The sequence below is a fragment of the Rubrivirga aquatilis genome, from assembly GCF_046845665.1.
GTDB lineage: Bacteria > Bacteroidota > Rhodothermia > Rhodothermales > Rubricoccaceae > Rubrivirga.
Map to the genome: position 1 here is coordinate 2,577,239 of NZ_CP177355.1, position 18,705 is coordinate 2,595,943.

General features: G+C 70.1%; 15 protein-coding genes and 1 tRNA gene. 12 read left to right on the forward strand and 4 right to left on the reverse strand.

The window, feature by feature from the left end; all coding sequences use genetic code 11:
* Nucleotides 1-82 precede the first annotated feature (82 nt).
* The 6 genes from porV (at nucleotide 83) to ACLII4_RS11235 (ending at nucleotide 8,466) form a co-directional block, all read left to right on the forward strand.
* Complete coding sequence (porV, locus tag ACLII4_RS11210) at nucleotides 83-1,273, forward strand: type IX secretion system outer membrane channel protein PorV (protein WP_412067489.1); 1,191 nt, start codon at nucleotides 83-85, stop codon at nucleotides 1,271-1,273.
* 86 nt (nucleotides 1,274-1,359) lie between these two features.
* The gene (locus ACLII4_RS11215; RefSeq protein ID WP_412067490.1) at nucleotides 1,360-2,805 is read left to right on the forward strand and encodes a DUF92 domain-containing protein; all 1,446 of its coding nucleotides are present in this window, start codon (nucleotides 1,360-1,362) and stop codon (nucleotides 2,803-2,805) included.
* A 162-nt stretch (nucleotides 2,806-2,967) separates the two neighbouring features.
* Nucleotides 2,968-4,299, forward strand: coding sequence for a dicarboxylate/amino acid:cation symporter (locus tag ACLII4_RS11220; protein ID WP_412067491.1), 1,332 nt, complete (start codon nucleotides 2,968-2,970; stop codon nucleotides 4,297-4,299).
* Nucleotides 4,296-5,837 carry a tetratricopeptide repeat protein gene (locus ACLII4_RS11225; RefSeq protein WP_412067492.1) on the forward strand — a complete coding sequence of 514 codons (1,542 nt, stop codon included), beginning with the start codon at nucleotides 4,296-4,298 and terminating at the stop codon, nucleotides 5,835-5,837. The genes ACLII4_RS11220 and ACLII4_RS11225 overlap by 4 nt, the downstream gene beginning before the upstream one ends.
* Nucleotides 5,834-7,192, forward strand: coding sequence for a hypothetical protein (locus ACLII4_RS11230; protein ID WP_412067493.1), 1,359 nt, complete (start codon nucleotides 5,834-5,836; stop codon nucleotides 7,190-7,192). The genes ACLII4_RS11225 and ACLII4_RS11230 overlap by 4 nt, the downstream gene beginning before the upstream one ends.
* Nucleotides 7,189-8,466: a hypothetical protein gene (locus ACLII4_RS11235; RefSeq protein ID WP_412067494.1), complete on the forward strand. Its 1,278-nt coding sequence runs from the start codon at nucleotides 7,189-7,191 to the stop codon at nucleotides 8,464-8,466. The genes ACLII4_RS11230 and ACLII4_RS11235 overlap by 4 nt, the downstream gene beginning before the upstream one ends.
* Before the next feature lie 343 nt (nucleotides 8,467-8,809).
* Here the strand turns inward: ACLII4_RS11235 and ACLII4_RS11240 are convergent.
* Nucleotides 8,810-8,883: transfer RNA gene (locus tag ACLII4_RS11240), tRNA-Arg, on the reverse strand.
* A gap of 172 nt (nucleotides 8,884-9,055) precedes the next feature.
* On the opposite strand from ACLII4_RS11240, the gene ACLII4_RS11245 reads away from it, so the two are divergent.
* Nucleotides 9,056-10,387: a DUF512 domain-containing protein gene (locus tag ACLII4_RS11245; protein ID WP_412067495.1), complete on the forward strand. Its 1,332-nt coding sequence runs from the start codon at nucleotides 9,056-9,058 to the stop codon at nucleotides 10,385-10,387.
* Here ACLII4_RS11245 and ACLII4_RS11250 read toward each other — a convergent pair.
* A complete protein-coding gene (locus ACLII4_RS11250) occupies nucleotides 10,384-11,169 on the reverse strand; it encodes a hypothetical protein (RefSeq protein WP_412067496.1) in 786 nt (261 codons plus the stop codon). The genes ACLII4_RS11245 and ACLII4_RS11250 overlap by 4 nt on opposite strands.
* A 1,149-nt stretch (nucleotides 11,170-12,318) precedes the next feature.
* On the opposite strand from ACLII4_RS11250, the gene pssA reads away from it, so the two are divergent.
* Genes pssA through ACLII4_RS11265 form a run of 3 tightly spaced genes read left to right on the forward strand, consistent with a single transcriptional unit; the run spans nucleotide 12,319 to nucleotide 13,665 of the window.
* Nucleotides 12,319-13,077: a CDP-diacylglycerol--serine O-phosphatidyltransferase gene (gene pssA / locus ACLII4_RS11255; RefSeq protein ID WP_412067497.1), complete on the forward strand. Its 759-nt coding sequence runs from the start codon at nucleotides 12,319-12,321 to the stop codon at nucleotides 13,075-13,077.
* A gap of 25 nt (nucleotides 13,078-13,102) precedes the next feature.
* Nucleotides 13,103-13,372, forward strand: a complete 270-nt coding sequence (gene purS, locus ACLII4_RS11260) for a phosphoribosylformylglycinamidine synthase subunit PurS (RefSeq protein ID WP_412067498.1) — start codon at nucleotides 13,103-13,105, stop codon at nucleotides 13,370-13,372.
* 2 nt (nucleotides 13,373-13,374) lie between these two features.
* Nucleotides 13,375-13,665 carry an ATP-dependent Clp protease adaptor ClpS gene (locus ACLII4_RS11265; protein WP_412067499.1) on the forward strand — a complete coding sequence of 97 codons (291 nt, stop codon included), beginning with the start codon at nucleotides 13,375-13,377 and terminating at the stop codon, nucleotides 13,663-13,665.
* Between the two features lie 123 nt (nucleotides 13,666-13,788).
* Here the strand turns inward: ACLII4_RS11265 and ACLII4_RS11270 are convergent, their stop codons facing one another.
* Nucleotides 13,789-16,260 carry a DUF5916 domain-containing protein gene (locus ACLII4_RS11270; RefSeq protein WP_412067500.1) on the reverse strand — a complete coding sequence of 824 codons (2,472 nt, stop codon included), beginning with the start codon at nucleotides 16,258-16,260 and terminating at the stop codon, nucleotides 13,789-13,791.
* Nucleotides 16,261-16,341: 81 nt separating this feature from the next.
* Here ACLII4_RS11270 and ACLII4_RS11275 point away from each other — a divergent pair, with 81 nt between their 5' ends.
* Nucleotides 16,342-16,983: an IMPACT family protein gene (locus ACLII4_RS11275; RefSeq protein ID WP_412067501.1), complete on the forward strand. Its 642-nt coding sequence runs from the start codon at nucleotides 16,342-16,344 to the stop codon at nucleotides 16,981-16,983.
* A gap of 17 nt (nucleotides 16,984-17,000) precedes the next feature.
* On the opposite strand, the gene ACLII4_RS11280 is transcribed toward ACLII4_RS11275, so the two are convergent.
* Entirely contained in the window at nucleotides 17,001-17,441 is a 441-nt protein-coding gene (locus ACLII4_RS11280) for a hypothetical protein (protein WP_412067502.1), read from the reverse strand.
* A 75-nt stretch (nucleotides 17,442-17,516) separates the two neighbouring features.
* Between ACLII4_RS11280 and ACLII4_RS11285 the strand changes: the two genes are divergently transcribed.
* Nucleotides 17,517-18,632: a TRAP transporter substrate-binding protein gene (locus tag ACLII4_RS11285; RefSeq protein WP_412067503.1), complete on the forward strand. Its 1,116-nt coding sequence runs from the start codon at nucleotides 17,517-17,519 to the stop codon at nucleotides 18,630-18,632.
* The last annotated feature ends 73 nt before the right edge of the window (nucleotides 18,633-18,705 follow it).

The window sequence follows — 18,705 nt, forward strand, 5'->3', positions numbered from 1 at the left end:
CCCTCAACGCGGCCGTTTAGCGCCGTCTCCGCAGGGCAACCGCCGCACCCGGCGTACCCTTCGACACTGATTCCCCCCCCGCATGACTCGCTCTCTCTCGCTTTTCGCCCTCGCGCTGGGGCTCGCCGCCTCCGGGCAGGCCCAGCAGCAGGTCGAGGAAATCGTCCTCACGACGGCCGTCCCTTTCTTGCAGATCGAGCCCGACAGCCGGGCCTCCGGCATGGGCATGGCCGGTGTCGCCGTGGCCGACAACGCCTACGCGCCGTTCTGGAACCCCGCCGGCCTCGCGGGCCAGCAGGGGACCGAGGTCTCCTTTACCCACGCCCCGTGGCTCCCGGCGCTCGGCGCCAACCTCAGTTACGAGCACCTCTCCGCCAAGCACGGCTTGGGCAAAGCGGGCACGGTCGGCGGCCATCTCACGTATTTTGACCTCGGCACACAGACGGCGACGGATGAAACGGGCTTCGAGCTCGGCACCTTCTCGTCCTACGAGTTCGCGCTCGGCCTCAGCTACGGCTACCCGATCACCGAAAACCTCGCCGTCGGCACCGGCGCCCGGTTCATCTACTCGAACCTGACCGGCGGCACCGACGTCGCCGGGGCGTCCACCTCGGCCGGCACGTCCGTCGGCGTCGACCTCGGCGTCAAGTACACCGCCCCGGACCTCGGCTTCGGCCAGTCCTCGCGGCCGACGTTCGCCGTCAACCTTGCCAACATGGGCCCGGGCATCTCCTACGTCGACTCGACGCCTGGGGACACGGTCCTCAACGCGCCCGACGCGATCCCGACGACGTTGCGCTTCGGCGCCGCGCTCGACACCCAGCTGGACGACTTCAACCGCATTCTGCTGGCGATCGACTTCAACAAGATCATCGTCAACCGCGACGCGACGACGGGCGAGTACGACCCCTTCTACGAGGCGCTGTTCACGTCGTGGCAGTCGCGGCTCGTCAAGACCACGGTCCAGGCGGGCACGACGTGCGACGAGCTGGCGCTCGACGAGAACGCAGACAACGACTGCCGCAACATCTCGGGCCTGCGCTCACTGACGTTGGGCACCGGGCTCGAGTACTGGTACAACGACCTGCTCGCGCTCCGCGGCGGCTACTTCTACGAGGACCCGGCCAATGGCAACCGTCAGTTCCTGACCTTCGGCACCGGCATCCGCTACAGCCTGGTCGGCGTCGACATCTCGTACATCTACGCGCTCCAGGAGAACTCGCCGCTGGCGGACCAACTCCGGTTCTCGCTGCTGCTCAACATCCCGCGCTAGCGAAGTCAGCTCGTCTGAGTCGACCTTGCGGCCGCCCCTCCCCCCCGGAGGGGCGGCCGTTTTCGTTCGCTCCCAGACCGGCTCGCGTGACCCTCCAGATCGACCTCGACGACCTCGCTCTGTTCGCGCTCCTACTCGGCGCGGCCGTCGCGGCGGGGGAGGGGCTCCGCCGTCTCGGCGGGCGGCCCGAGTCCACCCGGCGCGTCGTGCACGCGCTCGTCGGGCTTGCCACGGCTGCAGCGCCGGAGTGGTTCGACGTGCCCGACGGCATCTACCTTTTGGCAAGCGTGTTCTTCCTCGGCAACGCGGTCGCGCTGGCGCGAGGGTGGCTCCCCTCGATGCACGCCGTCGAGCGCCGGTCGTGGGGGACTGTGCTGTTTCCCCTGGCGCTGATCGCCGCTCTGGGGCTGACGTGGTCGCCGCTGGCGGACCGCGTGTGGGCCTTGCAGGCCGCCTTCGCCGTGCTGGCGCTGGCAGACCCGGCCGCCTCAATGGTCGGGTTGCGCTGGGAGCGCGGGAGAGCGGGCCGGAAGACGGCAGCCGGATCTCTTGCGTTCGCCGTTATTGCAATCGTGGTGACAGCGACCGTCCTAACCGTCGCCGGGCCGGACCGGGGAGTCTCCTGGGTCGTCGCCGCATCGCTGTCCGCCGCTGCGCTCGCGACCATCGCCGAGGCACTCGGACGCAACGGGTGGGACAACGTGTGGATCGTGCTCGCGGTTGTCGTCGTGCTCACCGTGGCGGACGGCGCAGATTCGGGCGTCCTCGGCCTGGCGACGGGGCTGGCGGCCGTCTTCGGGTGGGGGACGTGGCGGGTCGGCGCCCTCGACGCCTCCGGCGCGCTGGCCGGCTCCCTGCTCGCGTGGGGACTGGTCGCTATCGGGGGATGGGCGTGGGCGGTCCCCGCGCTGGCGTTCTTCGTGCTGTCGAGCACGCTCTCGCGCCTCGGGCACCAGCGGAAGGCGAGCGCTGAGGCGCTGGCGGCAAAGGGGAGTCGCCGGGACGCGAGGCAAGTCCTCGCCAATGGCGGCGTGGCGCTCGCGGCGCTCGCCGCGTCGGCCTTCGTGGCGGGCCCGGGGCTCTACGTCGCGTTCGTCGGGTCGTTCGCGGCGGCGGCGGCCGACACGTGGGCGACCGAGATCGGGACCCTGATCGGCGGATCGACGCGACGGCTCGGCCTGGGCCCTCGCGTGCCGCCGGGCACATCGGGCGGGGTGTCGTGGGGCGGCACGCTCGGGGCCGTCCTCGGCGCCACTTCCGTCACCCTCCCGGCCGCGTGGTTGATCGGCGCCAGCGGGGGATGGATGCTCGCGCTCGTCGGGGCGGGCGTCTCCGGAGCGGTTCTCGACTCCGTCCTCGGCGCTACGCTGCAGGCGCGGTACCGGGCGGCCGACGGCCGGCTCACCGAGCGGTCTGTGGCAGACGGTGTCGCGCTCCCGCTGGCGGGGGGACAGTCGTGGCTAGGCAACGACGGCGTAAACGCCGCCTGCACCGTCGCAGGGGGGCTGCTGGCTGCAATGTTGGTGGCCTGACACACCCCGTCCGCGCGATGCGGAACAGGGCGGAGGGAGGACCGCCGGCTCCTAGGTGCTGCACACAAGAAGGCATGTGTGACCGGGCACGAGCGACGCGCGGCCTCCGTTCTCCGAGCTGTCGGGCCCGTCCGTAGCTTTCCGGCCCCTCCTCCCGCGCGCATGGCCTGGTATCGCAAGCTTCACTGGCAGATCATCCTGGGCCTCGCGCTCGGCCTCGCCTTCGGGGTGCTCTCCGCCGTTCAGGGATGGGGCCCGTTCGTCACCGACTGGGTCAAGCCATTCGGGACCATCTTTATCACGGCGCTCAAGCTGATCGCCGTCCCGCTCGTGCTCGCGAGCCTCATCTCCGGCGTCGCCAGCCTGGCCGACCTCCGCAAGCTGTCGAGGATCGGCGGCAAGACCATCGGCATCTACCTCGTCACGACGGCCATCGCCGTGACCATCGGCGTCCTGCTCGCGGACCTCGTGCGGCCCGGCGATGCCTTTTCCCCCGAGCTGAGAGATGGTCTTGTCACCGCCTTCGGGGACGACGCCAACTCCCGCACCGCGACCGCGACGGAGGTCGCCGATCGGGGGCCGCTCCAGTTCCTAGTCGACGCCGTCTCGGGCAACGCGTTCGCGTCGTTCGCCGACAACGGGAGCATGCTGCAGGTCGTCGTGATCGCCATCCTGTTCGGCATCGGGCTGGTTCAGATCCCGAAAGAGCGTGCTGCCCCGGTGCTCGCGTTCTTCGAGGGGCTCAACGATGTCGTAATCAAGCTGGTTGACATCGTGATGCTGCTGGCGCCCATCGGCGTGTTCGCCTTGCTCGCCGACACCATCGTGGCGACCGCCGGGGACGACCCCACGCGGATCCTGGGCTTGCTCGACGGGCTGAGTCGCTACATGGGCGTCGTCGTCGTTGCGCTCGCGATCCAGACCGTCGTCGTGTACCCGACGCTGCTCAAGCTGCTGTCGCCGATGAAGGTGGCTGACTTTTTCAAGGGCATCGCCCCGGCGCAGCTCGTCGCCTTTTCGACCTCGTCCTCCGGCGCGACGCTCCCGGTGACGATGGAGCGATGCGAGGAGAAGCTGGGCGTCAGCGAGGAGGTCTCGTCGTTCGTGCTGCCCCTTGGGGCGACGATCAACATGGACGGCACGGCGCTCTACCAGGCCGTGGCGACGCTGTTCATCGCTCAAGCCTTCGGCCTCGACCTTGGCCTGGGGGCTCAGGTGACGATCGTGTTGACCGCCGTCCTCGCCTCCATCGGCACCGCTGCCGTTCCTGGGGCGGGCATCATCATGCTCGTCATCATCCTCGAATCCGTCCAGGTCCCGACTGCGGGCATCGCGCTCATCCTGGGCGTCGACCGCATCCTCGACATGTGCCGCACGGTCACGAACGTGACCGGAGACGCCACCGTCGCGACCATCATCGCCGCCAGCGAGGGCCAACTCGGCCCCGTGGACTTTTCCGAAGACTCCGACCGCCTGGTCGTCGCCGCTACATGACCCCTCGCCTCCTCCGATCCGCCTCGCTCGCGCTCTGCCTGCTGGCGGGGCCCGTTTTTGCCCAGGCCGACGGCCCCGAGCCGCTCGCCGACCCCGTGCGAACGGCCCTCGGCATCGAGACCGACGCCGGGGCCATGCTCTACGCCCAGGGCCTGGCCGCCTCGCTGGACATGCGGCTCGACGATGCGCGGAGCTCGTTCCGCCAGCTCGCGGCGGCCGAGCCGGAGTCGCCGGCAGGCGTCTACGGGCTGGAAAGCGTGGCGCTCTGGCAGGCGCTGGTGACGGAGGAGGACGACGCCTTCGACCGCTTCTACGCCCTCAACGATTCGCTGACGGCCGTCGTCGACGGCCGGGATGAGGCGCCCGGCGCCCGGGTGCTGGGCGGGGCAGCCAAGCTGCACCGCGCCCTCGCCTTCGCCCGGCAGGAGCGCTACCTCCGGGCCGGAAACAGCCTGCGCGAGGCGTGCGGTCGATTCGACGACTTGTCTGAGCACGACGCCCTCTTCGGCCAGGGCATCTGCGAGGTGGCCGCCGGCTCGATCCCGCGCGCCTACAAGTTTGTCGCTCGCCTGCTCGGCTTCCGTGGCAGCGTCGCTGGCGGGCTGGCAAAGCTCGACGCCGCGTCGTCTGCCGATGGGCTGCACGCCCTCGACGCGGCCGTTGCCTTCGCGATCTCCGACTCCGCCCTCAATGAGCGACGGGCCGGGTCCGTCGATCGGCTGGCGGCACTCGCGGAGGCGCACCCGTCGTCGCCCGTCCTGGGCTACCTCGCAGGCTTCCACCTCCTGGTCGACCGCCGCGCGGCCGAGGCCGTCGTCGCCTTGCGGCGCGCGGAGGCCGCCCGCGACGTCGACGGCGTGCTGCCGTTGCCCGTGATCGACGCGCACCTCGGGATGGCCCTCTTCCGCCAGCGCGAGTTCGCGGCGGCGGCGCCGCTGCTGGAGGACTTTGCTCGCACGTTCCGCGGTCGCGCCCTGCTGGCCCAGTCGACGTTGCACGCCGGCCTCGCGTACGAGATGCTGGGCGACCGGCGACGCGCTGAGAGCCTGTACCGCCGCGTCCGCGCCGTCCGCGACTACGACGCCGACCTGTCGGCCGAGCGCGAGGCGGCGCACCGGCTGGAGAACCCACTCACCGCCTCGTCGCGCGCCCTCGTCATCGGGGGGGCAGCCTACGACGCGGGCGACTATGCCGACGCCATCGCGGCGCTGCAACCGGTTGTGACGGGCGCTGAGCTCCCCGCCGTCAAGCGGGCCGAGGCGGCCTACCGGACCGGGCGAGCGTTGCAAGCGACCGAGCGCTGGGACGACGCGATTCGGCATTTCCAACTCGCCATCGACAAGCCGGGCGACCCGCTCGCGAAGTGGGGGCCGTGGGCGCTTTATCACCAGGGCGAGGTCCACGAGGCGCAGGGAGACTTGGAAGCCGCAGAGCGGCTCTACGATCGCGTGCTGGACAACGAGGAGGAGTTCGACTTCCACAAGTCGCTGGAACAGCGGGCTCGGGCCGCGCAGGAGCGCATCCGCCGCCGCTCATGACCCGTCTCGCCGTCGTCGCGCTCCTGCTTTCGCTCGCACCGCTGGCGCACGCGCAGCCCGAGGTCACTCGCGATCTCGACGCGTGGTGCGCGCTCTACGCCACCCCGGACGGCGCCGTCAGCGGGCGCGCCATCGACTACGGCTCGTCCCTCGACGCACGCCGACTCGAACGGGCGGTCACCACCGTCACCACGCGGCGCACGGCGACCATCACCGTCGATTACACCGGCTTCACGCCGGTCGCCCAGGCCGCCTTCCAGCGCGCCATCGACATCTGGGCCGAGCACATCGATTCGCCCATCGAGATCCGCGTCCAGGCCGACTTCGAGGTGCTCGGCTCGACGACCCTCGGGCAGGCTGGGCCGCTCATCGTCCGGGACTTCGGGGCAGGCCTTCCGGACACCTGGTACCCGTTCGCGCTCGCGGACGCACTCGCCGGCCGGGACCTTTTCTCAGCCGAAGACGACTTCTACTACGACATCTCCGCGACGTTCAACAGCTCGTTCTCCCGGTTCTACTTCGGGCTCGACGGTCGGCCGCCGTCGAACCAGATCGACTTCGTGACCGTCGTTCTCCACGAACTCGGGCATGGCCTCGGGTTCACCGGCTCCGGCGACGTCCGGGACAACGAAGAGGGCAACCGCTGCGTCGGCTCGAACGGGATCGGGTGCTGGGGCTTCGCTTCCAACGGTCGGACCTCCCCCCTCATTTTCGACCGGTTCCTCGAGGACGGCGCGGGGACCTCGTTTCTCGACGAGGAGATCTACCCCAACCCCTCGCAGGTGCTAGGCGATCTGCTGGAGAGTGAGGACCTGTTCGTGGACGCGCCGCTGACCGTGGCCGTCTACGGAGAGCGGCCGCCCGTCTGGGCCCCGCTCCGCTTCGAGCGGGGCTCGTCGTTTTCTCACTGGGACGAGACCGTGATCGTCGGGAGCTCTGCCGCACTGATGACGCCGCTCGTCGCGAACGGGGAGGCGTACCAAGACCCCGGCGATATCACGTGCGCGTTTTTCTCCGACATGGGGTGGGAGCTCGGCGCCGGATGCCTCGCGTTGGCGCCCCAGCCGACGGCCGGCGAGAGCAGCCCCGATGAGGTCGGCCCCGCGCTGCGGCTGGCGGGCCCCAATCCCTTCCGAACCGTCACCGCCCTGGAGGTGAACGCCGACGGGTCGGGTCCGCTGACGGTCACCATGCACGACGTGCTCGGACGGACGGTCGCGACTCTGTTTGAGGGGACGGCAGCCGGTCGCCAGCGGGTCACCGTCGATGCGTCCGCGCTCGCGCCGGGCGTGTACCGGGTTCGCGCCGCAAGCGAGGGGGCGACGGCGGTGTTGTCTGTGACCGTCGTTCGATGAGCCGTCTGCTGCTGGCCGCCACCGCGGCCCTCGTCCTCTATGCGGCCCCGGGCGCGGCTCAGACCGAGCGCTCGGCGCGGCCGGTCCTGTTCGAATTGCCCGTGTCGGACGCGGCCTCGCCAGCACGTCCGGCGTCGCGACTCCGCACCGGAGCGCCCGAGTGCGATCCGGCCTCCGAGGGCGCGGTCTTTGAGGTCGCCTACACCGGCTTCCCGACCGCCGCCAAGGCCGCGTTTCAGGCTGCCGTCGACACGTGGGCCTGCCGGATCCGCACGACGCAGCCCATTCGCATCGACGCGTCGTGGGCGTCGCTGGACGCGTCCACGCTCGGCTCAGCGGGGCCCTTCCTCTACCGCAATTTCCCCGGCGCCCCGACTCGGGGGGTCTGGTACCCCGCCGCACTCGCGGACCATCTTGCCGATCAGGATCTCGGCGATAGCGCCCCCGACATCGAGGCGACCTTCAACAGCGACTTCGGGGCCTGGCACATCGGCCCCGGGTCGGCGCCGTCGGGCCTCTACGATCTGACGACCGTGGTCCTCCACGAGATCGGACACGGTCTGGGGTTCATCGGGGCGCTCAAGGTGGAGGAGGGCGTAGGGCGCATCGGGACCGACCCCGAGGGGCCCTTCAGCTACGACCTCCACACCCAGACTCCTACGGGCGTGTCGCTGCTCGACGCGGACGTCTTCCCAAACCGGTCCGTCGTGCTGGCAGACGCGTTGCAGGGCGTCGTCCACTTTGTCGGGAGGGCGATCGAGCAGACCGTCGGCCAGTCCATCGTCCCGCTCTACACGCCGCCGGCGTGGGTGCCGGGTGGGTCGTACTCCCACCTCGACGAGGACACGTTCGGCGCAAGCACCGGCGACGGGCTAATGACACCGTTCATCGCGCGCGGGGAGGTGATCTCGGCGCCCGGCCCCGTCGTTTGCGCCGTCCTGGCCGATGTCGGCTGGACGCTGGCGGGCGACTGCGCCGAGAAGGTCGGTCCGTTGCCCGTCACCTCGGCGCGAATCACGGCGGCCCTGAGAGGGAGGCACCCGATTTCGGGGCAGACGAGGGTCAGCATCGAGGCGAGTGAGGCGGTGTCGGTCCGGGTCACACTGGTCGATGTCCTGGGCCGCCGCGTGGCGGACTACGGCTCGGCCGTACTGGTGGGGGGGAGCACCCTCGAGGTCGTGGTGGACGGCGGCCCGTTGGCGGCGGGGCTGTACGTGTTGCGCGTGCTCGGTGGGCCGGAGAGCGTCGCGCTGCCCCTCGTGGTCGTGCGCTGATGGCCGCCGCCTGACTAAAACCGGTCATCGGCCGACAGGAGGCGACCGCGCGTCTCGCTACAGGTCCACGCGCAGTGCTCGACACGGTCCGCCGCCAACACTGCGCTCCGCGGGCGCGATGTCAGAGGCCGGCGCTCCAGGCCTGACTGCAATCCCGGCAGTTGTCGCGCAAGTGGGAACGTCGCCGATGCCGACGAGCGCCCTACCCGCTTGGAGGGGGGGGGAGGCACGAACGGCGCCGTCATTCGAGCCGCCGTGACGACCCCGCTCCTGTGGTTGCTTGCGGCCAGACGGCTAAAAAGAGACGGCCGGCCCCCTTTCGGAGACCGGCCGTCCTGCTGGGTACGCCCGAGAGGATTCGAACCTCTGGCCTTTGGTACCGGAAACCAACGCTCTATCCAACTGAGCTACGGGCGCAGCGTGCCTCCAAGATACGGAGTCCCCGTGGATGATCAACGGGCAAGACCGCGTGAACGCGCGCGGGGACGAGGCGCCGATCCGTTCACACGCTCGTCGCTGGCTGTTGCCGTTCGGTTCACCCCTGTTGGAGGGCCACTAGCGTACGTTTCATTTCGCGCCCCCCACGCCTGTGCCCGTCCGTATCGCCTCCGTCGACGCTGGATCCCCCGCCGAGGCCCTCGGCTGGGCGCCCGGCGACCAGATTCTCGCCGTCAATGGCGAGCCGGTGGAGGACGAACTGGACTTCCGGTTCAAGACGGCCGAGGAGACCCTGGCGCTAAAGCTGCGCAAGGGCGGCACCGTCGTCGAGGAGACCGTCGAGCGCGAGCCGGGCACGGGCCTCGGCGTCGAGCTCGAGGAGTTCCGCATCAAGACCTGCGGTGACGACTGCATCTTCTGCTTCGTCGACCAGAATCCGGTCGGCTTGCGGGACACGCTGTACTTCCGCGACGGCGACTTCCGGATGTCGTTCCTCTACGGCAACTACATCACGGTCACGAACCTCCGCGACCGCGACCTCGCCCGCATCGTCGAGCAGCGCCTGAGCCCGCTCTACGTCTCGGTCCACTGCACCGACGACGCGGTCCGCGCCGAGATGATGGGCCATCGGACGGTCGACCGGCAGGCCGAGAAGCTCCGCTTTTTCGCGGACAACGACATCGAGATGCACGCCCAGATCGTGCTCGTCCCGGGCTACAACGACGGCGGCCAGCTGGTCAAGACCATCCTCGACCTGTACCGGCTCCACGAACAGCTCTTCTCGGTGAGCATCGTCCCGGTCGGGCTCACGGACCACCGCAAAAAGCTGTCCGACCTGCGCCCGGTCTCGGCCGACGAAGCGCGCCAGCTGGCGCGGCAGGTCGCGCGCTGGCAGGGCTGGTTCCGCGAGCGCATCGGCCGCGGCTTCGTCTACCTGTCCGACGAGGTCTACCTTATCGCCGGGCTCGACTTCCCCGACGAGGAGGCCTACGACGGGTATCCGCTGATGGAGAACGGCGTCGGCATGAGCCGCGATTTCCTCGACGAGCTCGCGTTCCAGTCCGAAGACTTCCCGGCCGCGTTGCCCGAGCCCCGCCGCGCCACGCTCGTCTCCGGCGCGCTGACGGCCCCGCTGCTTCGCGAGCGCGTCCAGCCCGTACTGGAGGCCGTCGACGGCCTGTCGGTCGACGTCGTGACCTGTGCCAACACACTGTTCGGCGAGGTCGTCACCGTGAGCGGCCTGCTCAACTTCAAAAGCTTCGTCGCGGAGTTGAAGCCGCGAGCCGAGCGGGGAGAGCTTGGCGACCTGGTCGTGCTCCCGCCTGACTGCGTCAATTTCGAGGGGCTGTTCCTCGACAATCGTCCGGGCATGATGACGCCGTACGACTTGTCAGCCGCTCTTGGCGGCATCGAGGTCGTCGTGTTCGACGGCGACTGGGCCGGGCTGGTCGATCGGCTGGCCAACGTCGGGGAGCCGGCTTAGTCCCGTACGACGCCGAGGCGAGGCGCGAGGTCGGTGAACTCGGTCTCGTCGAGCACGTCGATCGCGCGCGGCTCGGTCAGGATGATCGAGTTTTCGTCGTCTTTGATCCGCATGCGAGTGAGCAAGACCGGACCCTTCTCGGTCGGCAACTCGGCCACGTCCGTCCACTCCCAATGCGACTCCGTCGAGTCGCCCTGCAGAAGGAACGACCAGCCCGTCACCGCCCCTGAGACGTCGTCGATCTCCAGCCAGTACCGGTCCCCGGGCGTCAGGCCGACGCCGTCGAACGACAGCGCGAGCCGGTCCCAGCCGTCCCGGTTCTCGATGGCGCGGCGCACGCCGGGGTCCAGCACCTTGAGCGGCGCCAGCATCCAGTAGCCATCGTTGACGAACCGGGCGTTCGCCTGGACGATCAGGCTGTCGCGTTCGGGTCCCGCCAGCGACGCACCGTTGATCGCCGCCAGCCCGTCGATGGCATCGGGGGAATGCCGTGACGGCACGAACACGACCACGGCCATGCTGTCGGCGCCCATGGGCCACTCCGAGCGGACGCGGTCGCCCCGCTTGTCCCAGACGTGGCGGGTGCGAAAGAGCTCGGCCGAGTCTCGAATGACGGCCCACTCCCAGCTCAGGGCAGGAAGCGCGTTCCACGCCGCGAGCCCGCCCGCGCCCTCCGTGACTCGGAAGGCCAGGCTGTCGGCGGCCGTCTCCAGCCTCGGAGTCGGGTTGCCGAGACATCCCGCGAGCCCGGCCGCGAGAAAAACGAGGGGGAGGGCGCGCATGGCTCGGTAAGGAAAATGGGGAAGGCGTTGGGCCAGGTCTCTGTCCCGCAACGGCATGGCGTCGAGCGTTTCGGGCCTGGCTCCGGGGCAACCTCGCAAGCCGGAAGGGTCCGATGTGGACGGGTGTGGAGATGTGCGCAACTTAACGATCCGTTCATCTTGACTCCACCGGATCTGCTCGGTACCCTGGGTCACTGCCTTCGGGCAGGCGGCCGTTCGCGGTCGCGTTCCTTGACAGAGTGCGTCACATGCTGCACGAGGGCTTCCTCGCGGAATGCCCTGCGCGCCACAGTCTCACCTCCGGGTGGGACGGTGGACCCATCGCCCTCCGGTCGTCTTCGGATGACCACCCGGTCCAGCTTCTAGTAGGACAGGGAGACCCGATGTGCCCGCCGTGTGTCCGGATGATTTGCTCCAGCCGCTCCCCGTCAAACGGGATACTGGAGGCGGCATCCGAACGGAAACACCGCGCGCCCAGACCGGCCTCGCCGGAAAGGACGGACCGACCGCTTCGGCGGACGGGCTCCGTGGGTAAGACGTCGCACCGGGTTCGCCCCGGACGACGGCCAATCTGTTCCGCACAGGAGGTGTTAGCAGGAGCGACGGGAGCGCCGAAGGGATTCGTCCCCGACGTGCCCGCCCGGCGCCCCACGATGGCCAACATGTCGTCGCTGGCCGAGCCCGCAGTCTCTGCGGTCCTCGGACGGTCCACGACGGCCGACGTGGCTGAACGCACCAGGACGCCCGACCGGAGCCACGGCTCGCGGGGAGGTGTCCAGTCGAAGAACCCGGACGGGGGCACGCCGCTTGCGGTGCTGCCCCCGTCTTTTTTTGTGCGGTGTGGATGGCTTGCCCATCGGCTGGGAGCCTGGGCCATGGAGTCCACGGACGCGGGGGGCGCCCAGGCTGACTCGATGTCTCGGCGGACAGCTGGGCGGAACGCGGAGGGCGTATGGTGGTGTACCCTCCCATCGCCCTGCCCACGCTCGTGATCTACTCCGACGGCCCCCGTACCACGCCCGCCGCATCCGTGGCTTCTGGGCGCCCCTCCGCCGAGGCCGCCTGATGGAGCCGAGACCACGACGGGGCCCCGTCCTCCGCGCACGGCGTGCGGTCCCCGGGCGCCACAGCCAGCGGGCCCGGGCGGCCGTGCCCAACTTTTTCACTCTGATGAACCTGCTGGCGGGGTTCTTCTCGCTGATCCAGACGGCGGCGGGCAACCTGGAGGCGGCGGCGTGGCTCGTGGTGCTCTCTGGGTTCTTCGACCTGCTCGACGGGTTGATGGCGCGGCTAGTAGGTGTGTCCGGCGAGTTCGGCGTGGAGTTGGACTCCCTCAGCGATGTCGTGTCGTTCGGCGTGGCCCCGAGCTTTCTGCTCTACGAGTTCGGCCTGAACCAGCTCGGGCCGATGTGGGGCGGCTTGCTCGCCAGCCTGCCGGCCCTGTTCGGCGCGGTCCGCCTCGCAAAGTTCAACTCGCTGGCAACCGCGGGCGAGAAGTCGACCGAGTTCACGGGCATCCCCATCCCGGCACAGGCCGGGACCGTCGTCGTCTTCATCTTGACGTTCATTGATCGGCCCTGGTTCGACGTGCTCGCGCGGCCCCAGCTGTCGGTGCTCATCACGATCGTGGTCGGGCTGTCCGCGCTCATGGTGTCCCCGATCTCGTTCCCCGCGCTTCCCCAGCCCAACGCCTACAACCTGCGCCATTACCGCTTCCGGTTCGCCCTCTTCCTGCTGGCGCTGATCCTTGGGGTTGCCTTCCAAGAAGAGGGGTTGCTGGCCGCCGCCGTGATCTATCTGGGCTGGGGGCTGGGCCGCGCATTCCTGTGGGCCCTCCGCGTCGCCACCGGCCGGGAGGTGGAGGGCGACCTCGAGGACGACCCGCCCGTCGGCGCTGGGGCTCCGTAGCTTTCAGGCCCGCTCCTCCGCACGCATGCAGTTCACCGCCCACGTCCGCGTCACGCTTCGCCCGTCGATCCTCGACCCTCAAGGGAAAGCCATCACGTCGGCTCTCGGCGACCTGGGCATGGGCTCGGTCGAAGCCGTGCGCGCGGGCAAGTTTTTCGCGCTCACGGTGAACGCCCCGAGCGCCGAAGCGGCCGAGGCCGTCGTTCAGCAGGCCGCGGCAAAGCTGCTCGCCAACCCGGTCACCGAGGACTTCACGATCCTCGCGTTGGTCCCCGAGGGAGGTGTCGCGGCGTGATCGTGGCGAGCCCGCAGGACCCGGCCGTCGCTCCGGCCCTCGAGGTCGACGTGGAGGAAAACGTTGAGACGCCCTGGCGTGTCATCCTCTTCGACGACGACATCCACACGTTTGAGGACGTCATCCTCCAGCTGATCAAGGCCGTGGGGTGCTCCACCGAGCAGGCTCACCGGCACGCATGGACCGTCCACACCAAGGGCAAGGACTGCGTCTACCAGGGCGACTTCTTCGACTGCTTCCGCGTGCAGGGCGTGCTCCGTGAGATCCAGCTCGTGACCGAGATCGAAGGTTAGCCACTGGCTTGCGCGCCTTGCGAAGCGCCTCCCGCTCGCACGCCCGGCGTCGGACGTGACCGCCCGATGGCCGAGCCGCGAGAGCGGGCCCTTGACGGGCGCTGGCGGCCGGCCGCTCGCGAGCTAGCGCATCAGGAGGTAGGTCAGCTTGACCAGCACGACGTCGTCGGGGAAGACGTCGAACGTGTCCCCGAGCTGGCGGAACGACCCCGTCTCGAAGGGGGAGGCGTCGGCGCCCTGGCGCAGCGTCTCCTCGAACAGCGAATCCTCCCGGCCCTGGCTCCAGACCACGAACAACGTCGACCCCGGGCGGTACTCCCAGCGGACGACGGCGTTGCCTGTGAACGACGCCAGCGAAAAGTCGAGGCGCTTGGGGAAGGCGGGGAGGGGGCGGAGGTCGTCGGCGCCAGCCAGCAGCGAGAAGTCGCGGTACTGGCCGCGGGCCGCGAAAACCTGCCCGTAAAGCTGAAGCGAGAGGCCCGGTCCGAAGATGACCTGCGCCCGGGCGGTGAGATCGACCTGGCGCGTGTCCCGAGCGCCGAAGACCGGCGCGTAAAAGGCCTGCCCGTCCACGAGCAGTGAGGCGTCGGTGGCGACCAGCCCGGCGAGCACGGCGGGGTCGGCGTCTAGCCCGACCAGGTCGTTGGCCGTGAACACTCCGGGCTCGTCGGCGAACGCCCCGACGAAGAGGCCGGCGTCAGTCGCGAAGAACGACTCGTTCGACGCCCACGCTCGGCGGCCATCGGCCGAGGAAAGGCCCCCGCCGAGCGAGAGGGCCACACGGTCGGAGGCCGTCCATTCGACTCCTGCTTCGATAGCCACGTCCCGGCCGCCCCCTTCCTCGATGCCACCCCCGGCGCCGACTTCGAACCGGACGCGGCGCCGGCTGTCGCTCTCGAACGAGAGGTTGGCCCCCACCTCGGGCAGGTTTTGGATCGGCCCCAGCCCACGCGTTTCGCGGATGTCGACGCCTCCGAGGCCTCCCGCCCGCACGTTGAGGTCGATCTCCTGGAAGCCCTCGAGTTCGACGCCGTTGAACGTGAACAGGCTCAAGCCCTGGCTCGTGCCGTCGGAGAGCGTCCACGTCTGCGTCACGAAGCCACCCGTGTTGATGCGGCGGAACGGGCCGATCGGCTCGCCCTGGTTCCAGAGCTGGCGGGCGCCGCCCCGGATCTGAGCGATGTCGGTCTGGCGGAAGCGGCCGACGTCGTTGAGCCGGAAGTCGTCGGAGTAGATGCGGATGCCGAAGCCGGGCAGGAAGTAGCCCTGGATTCGGTCGAGTCCGGTGTAGAGCGCGGCGCCGTAGGCGCCGTCGCCGCCTTCGGTGCGGGCCGTCCCGGCGGCCGAACCCTCGAAGAGCCAGCCGCCGTCGGCGAAGCGCAGGCCCCAGTCTCCCGCCGCTGCGAGCGAGCGGGCGGAGGCAGCGTCCTCGGCCGGGTCAGCCTGCGCGGCGAACGCGGTCAGGCCGGCCCCGATGTAGCTCTGCCCCGAGAACTCCTGCTTGACGCGCGCGGCCGCGTACGTCCGACCGGGGTCGAAATCGGTGCCCGTGGCCGCCGCGAGCGCGCCGAACGACAAGCCCGTCGGGGTCCGGCCGGTCAGCTTGGTGGCCGCGATGATCGGGGAGGCGCCCCCGATGCGCCGGGTGTACAGCAGCGCGCCGTCGCGGCCGCCGCCGATGTTGAGGTCGAAGATCTGCGTGCCCTCCGTAAAGAACGGCCGGCGCTCCTGAAAGATGGTCTCGAACGTGCCGAGGTTCAGCTGGGCCGGGTCGGCCTCGACCTGCCCAAAGTCAGGGTTGACGGTCGCGTCGAGAATCACGGCCGACCCCAGGCCCAGCTTCAGATCCGCGCCCAGGTTGCCCTCGAACCCCATCGTCGCCGTGCCCGGCACGGTCTCGCTCTCGCTCCGCGAGCCGCCCGTCAGGGTGTACGGGACGACCTGGAGGACCGGGCGGGGCGTCAGCCCGTCGACGCCGTCGAGGCGGCCGAAGAGGCGGACCAGGCCGCCCGACGCCTCGGCTCGCGTGATCGGTGCCCAGAACGACTCCTCTCCTGTCGCCGGGGAGACCCGCTGGAAATTGATGCCCCACGACTGCGCCGTGCCCGAAAAGCGGAGCTGGGAGTAGGGGATGTGCATCTCGGCCGTCCACCCCGCCTCGTCGACGCGCACGCTCGATTCCCAGACGGCGTCCCAGCTGTCGTCGTCGTCGTTGCCCTCGACGATCCCGTCGAATTGGACGCCGGCAGCGGTGACGCCGAAGAGGTACGCCGTCCGTCCGTCGTCGTAGCTGTCGATGGCGACGACGAACTGGTCGGCCTCGCCGCCGTCGTCGCGGCGGCTGAGCGGGGTGCGGATCCGCGATCCCTCCATGCGGGCGCCGAGGACGATTCCGTCCGGCGTTCGGAGCACGCGGACCGTCGTGGCATTCGACGCGGGCACCCCCTCCGTCGGCTCGAACTGGACGAACCCGGTGGCGGGCCTCGCGCCGGCCCACGCGGCATCGTCGAGCACCCCGTCGATCACGACGGACTCGGCACGGGCGGCCGTGACGGTGGGCGGGGGGAGGAGGAGGGCGAGGAGGAGAGCGAGCATGGGGGGAGCGCTGGGGCATCGGCAGGATCCCCCACGTGTCGCGCGCGGAGGGTACGTTCACAGCGAAATCCTCATCCGCTTGTGAGCCCCGACCGATTCCGCACGCTGGCCGCAGCATCCAGCGCCGAGCCGCCTAAGACGAAGGGCTCCCGCCACATCGGGGAGGCGGCTCCCGTCGCGACGGCCGAGCAGGCGCTGGCCATCGTGGAGGCAGCCCGCAAGCGGGAGTACGCGGCGGTCCATCACTGCTGGGCGTACCGGCTGGCGCCCGACACCCCCGCTCCGCGCTCCAGCGACGACGGCGAGCCGAACGGGTCGGCGGGCGTGCCCATCCTGCGCGAGATCGAGGGGCGCGACCTGTGGGGCGTCGTGGTGGTCGTGACGCGGTACTTCGGCGGGACGAAGCTCGGCGTCGGCGGGCTCGTCCGTGCCTACGGCGAGGCGGCTGGGGCGGCCCTCGACGCGGCTCGCAAGCGGGTCGTGACGGTGCGCGTGCCGGTCCGGCTTGCGTTCGCGTTCTCCGACACCTCGCCCGCGATGCGGTTGCTCGATCAGTTCGACGCCGAGGTGGCCGAGCAGACGTTCACGACCGAGGGGACGGAGCTGGCGCTGGCCGTGCGGGCGGGTGAGGCGGACGCGCTTCGGGCCGCGTTCGTGGAAGCCACCGCCGGCCGTGGGAAGATCGTTGCGGAGGAGGCTGGTGAGCCGAACCGCCTACGCTGAGCAGGGGCGCGGCGGCATCAGAAGCCGCCGATCCCTGGCACGAAGTAGGCGATGACGGGATAGAAGTAGACCACCGCGGCGACGCCCAACAACCCAAGGAAGACGATCTGCGGCCGTGTCACGCTGCGTTCCGCCTCCCGGCGGCGCGCTGCGAGGTCGGCGCGGTGTGTGGCCAGCCAGTCGATGTCGGCCCGTGCGAGCGGCAAGGGAAGGGCATAGAGGCTGTCCGCGATGACAAATCGCCGCCACCGTGCGCGGACTGCGAGCACGGCATCGGTTTGAGGAACGCGGGCCGCGAGGGAGTCTGCCGTCAGGACTCCTATGGCCTGAGCAGGCGTGATCCCCGACGCGATGAGTCCGCGGTAGGCCCGGTCTCGCATCGACCGCTCGACGTCTTGAGAGGTCGCCGCGCAAGCGGACAAGCTGAGCCCGAGGGCGAGGACGAGGGCAGGGCGCATGGGAGTTCGCATCGAGACCGACAGGGTATCGGGCCAGGGCCAGGCGCGCGTGGTGCACGAGCACTAGGTTGAGGGATGGATCGCCGCCGCTTCGTCTCCGCCGCCGCGCTCGGCGCCCTTGCCGCCTGTGGCCCCGGGCCCGGCCACGGCCGTCGCCAGACCGGGGCGTCGGCTGATGCGGGGCCCGCCGTCCTGACGCGTCCGCGCGTCCGTTGGCGGCTCGCGTCGAGCTTTCCGCGCTCGACCGAGATCCTCTACGGGGCCGCCGAACGCTTTGCCGAGCGCGTCGCCGCGCTGACTGACGGGCGGTTCGAGATCGAGCCCGCCGAGGCGGGCGCACTCGTGCCTGCGCTCCAGGTGCTCGACGCCGTCCAGGCCGGGTCTGTCCCCATCGGTCACACAGCGGGGTACTACTACCTCGGCAAAAACCAGGCGCTGACCTTCGACACGGCCGTCCCGTTCGGGATGCAGGCCCGCCAGCACGACGCCTGGATTCGCTACGGCGGCGGCGGCGAGCTCGTGCAGCAGACGCTGGCGGACTTCGGCGTCGTCGGCTTGCTCGGCGGCAATACGGGCACCCAGATGGGGGGCTGGTTCCGCGAGCCGGTCCGCTCGCTGGCAGACCTACGGGCGCTCACGATGCGGATACCGGGCCTCGGCGGACGGGCAATGGAGCGGCTCGGCGTCGTCGCGCAAACGCTGGCCGGTGGCGAGATCTACGGCGCGCTGGAGCGCGGGGCGATCGACGCGACGGAGTGGGTGGGCCCCTATGACGACGAGAAGATGGGCTTCTTCCGAGTCGTCAAGACGTACCACTACCCGGGGTGGTGGGAGCCGTCGGCGGCGCTGTCGTTCTACGTGAACCGGGCCGCCTTCGACGCGCTGCCGTCGAGCTACCGCGAGGCGCTGGTGTCGGCGTCCAACGAGACGAACGCACGGATGCTCTCGGAGTACGACGCCAAGAACCCGGCGGCGCTGGGGCGGCTGATCGAGCGGGGCGTCGACTCCATCGCGTTCCCTGAGGACGTGATGGCGGCCGCGGCGCGGGCGTCGGTCGAGCTGATGGACGAGAGCGCCGACGAGCCCCACGCCCGGCGCCTGCTCGCGAGCTACCGCGACTTTCAGGCGGCCTCGGACCGTTGGTTCGGACTGGCCGAGCGGACCATGGCGGCGAGCTACAGCCCTCGCTGACGCTCGCGGGGAACTGAGACGTGGGGACGGCGCCCGGGCACTCGTGACCCCATGTCGGCTCAGCGTCTGACGC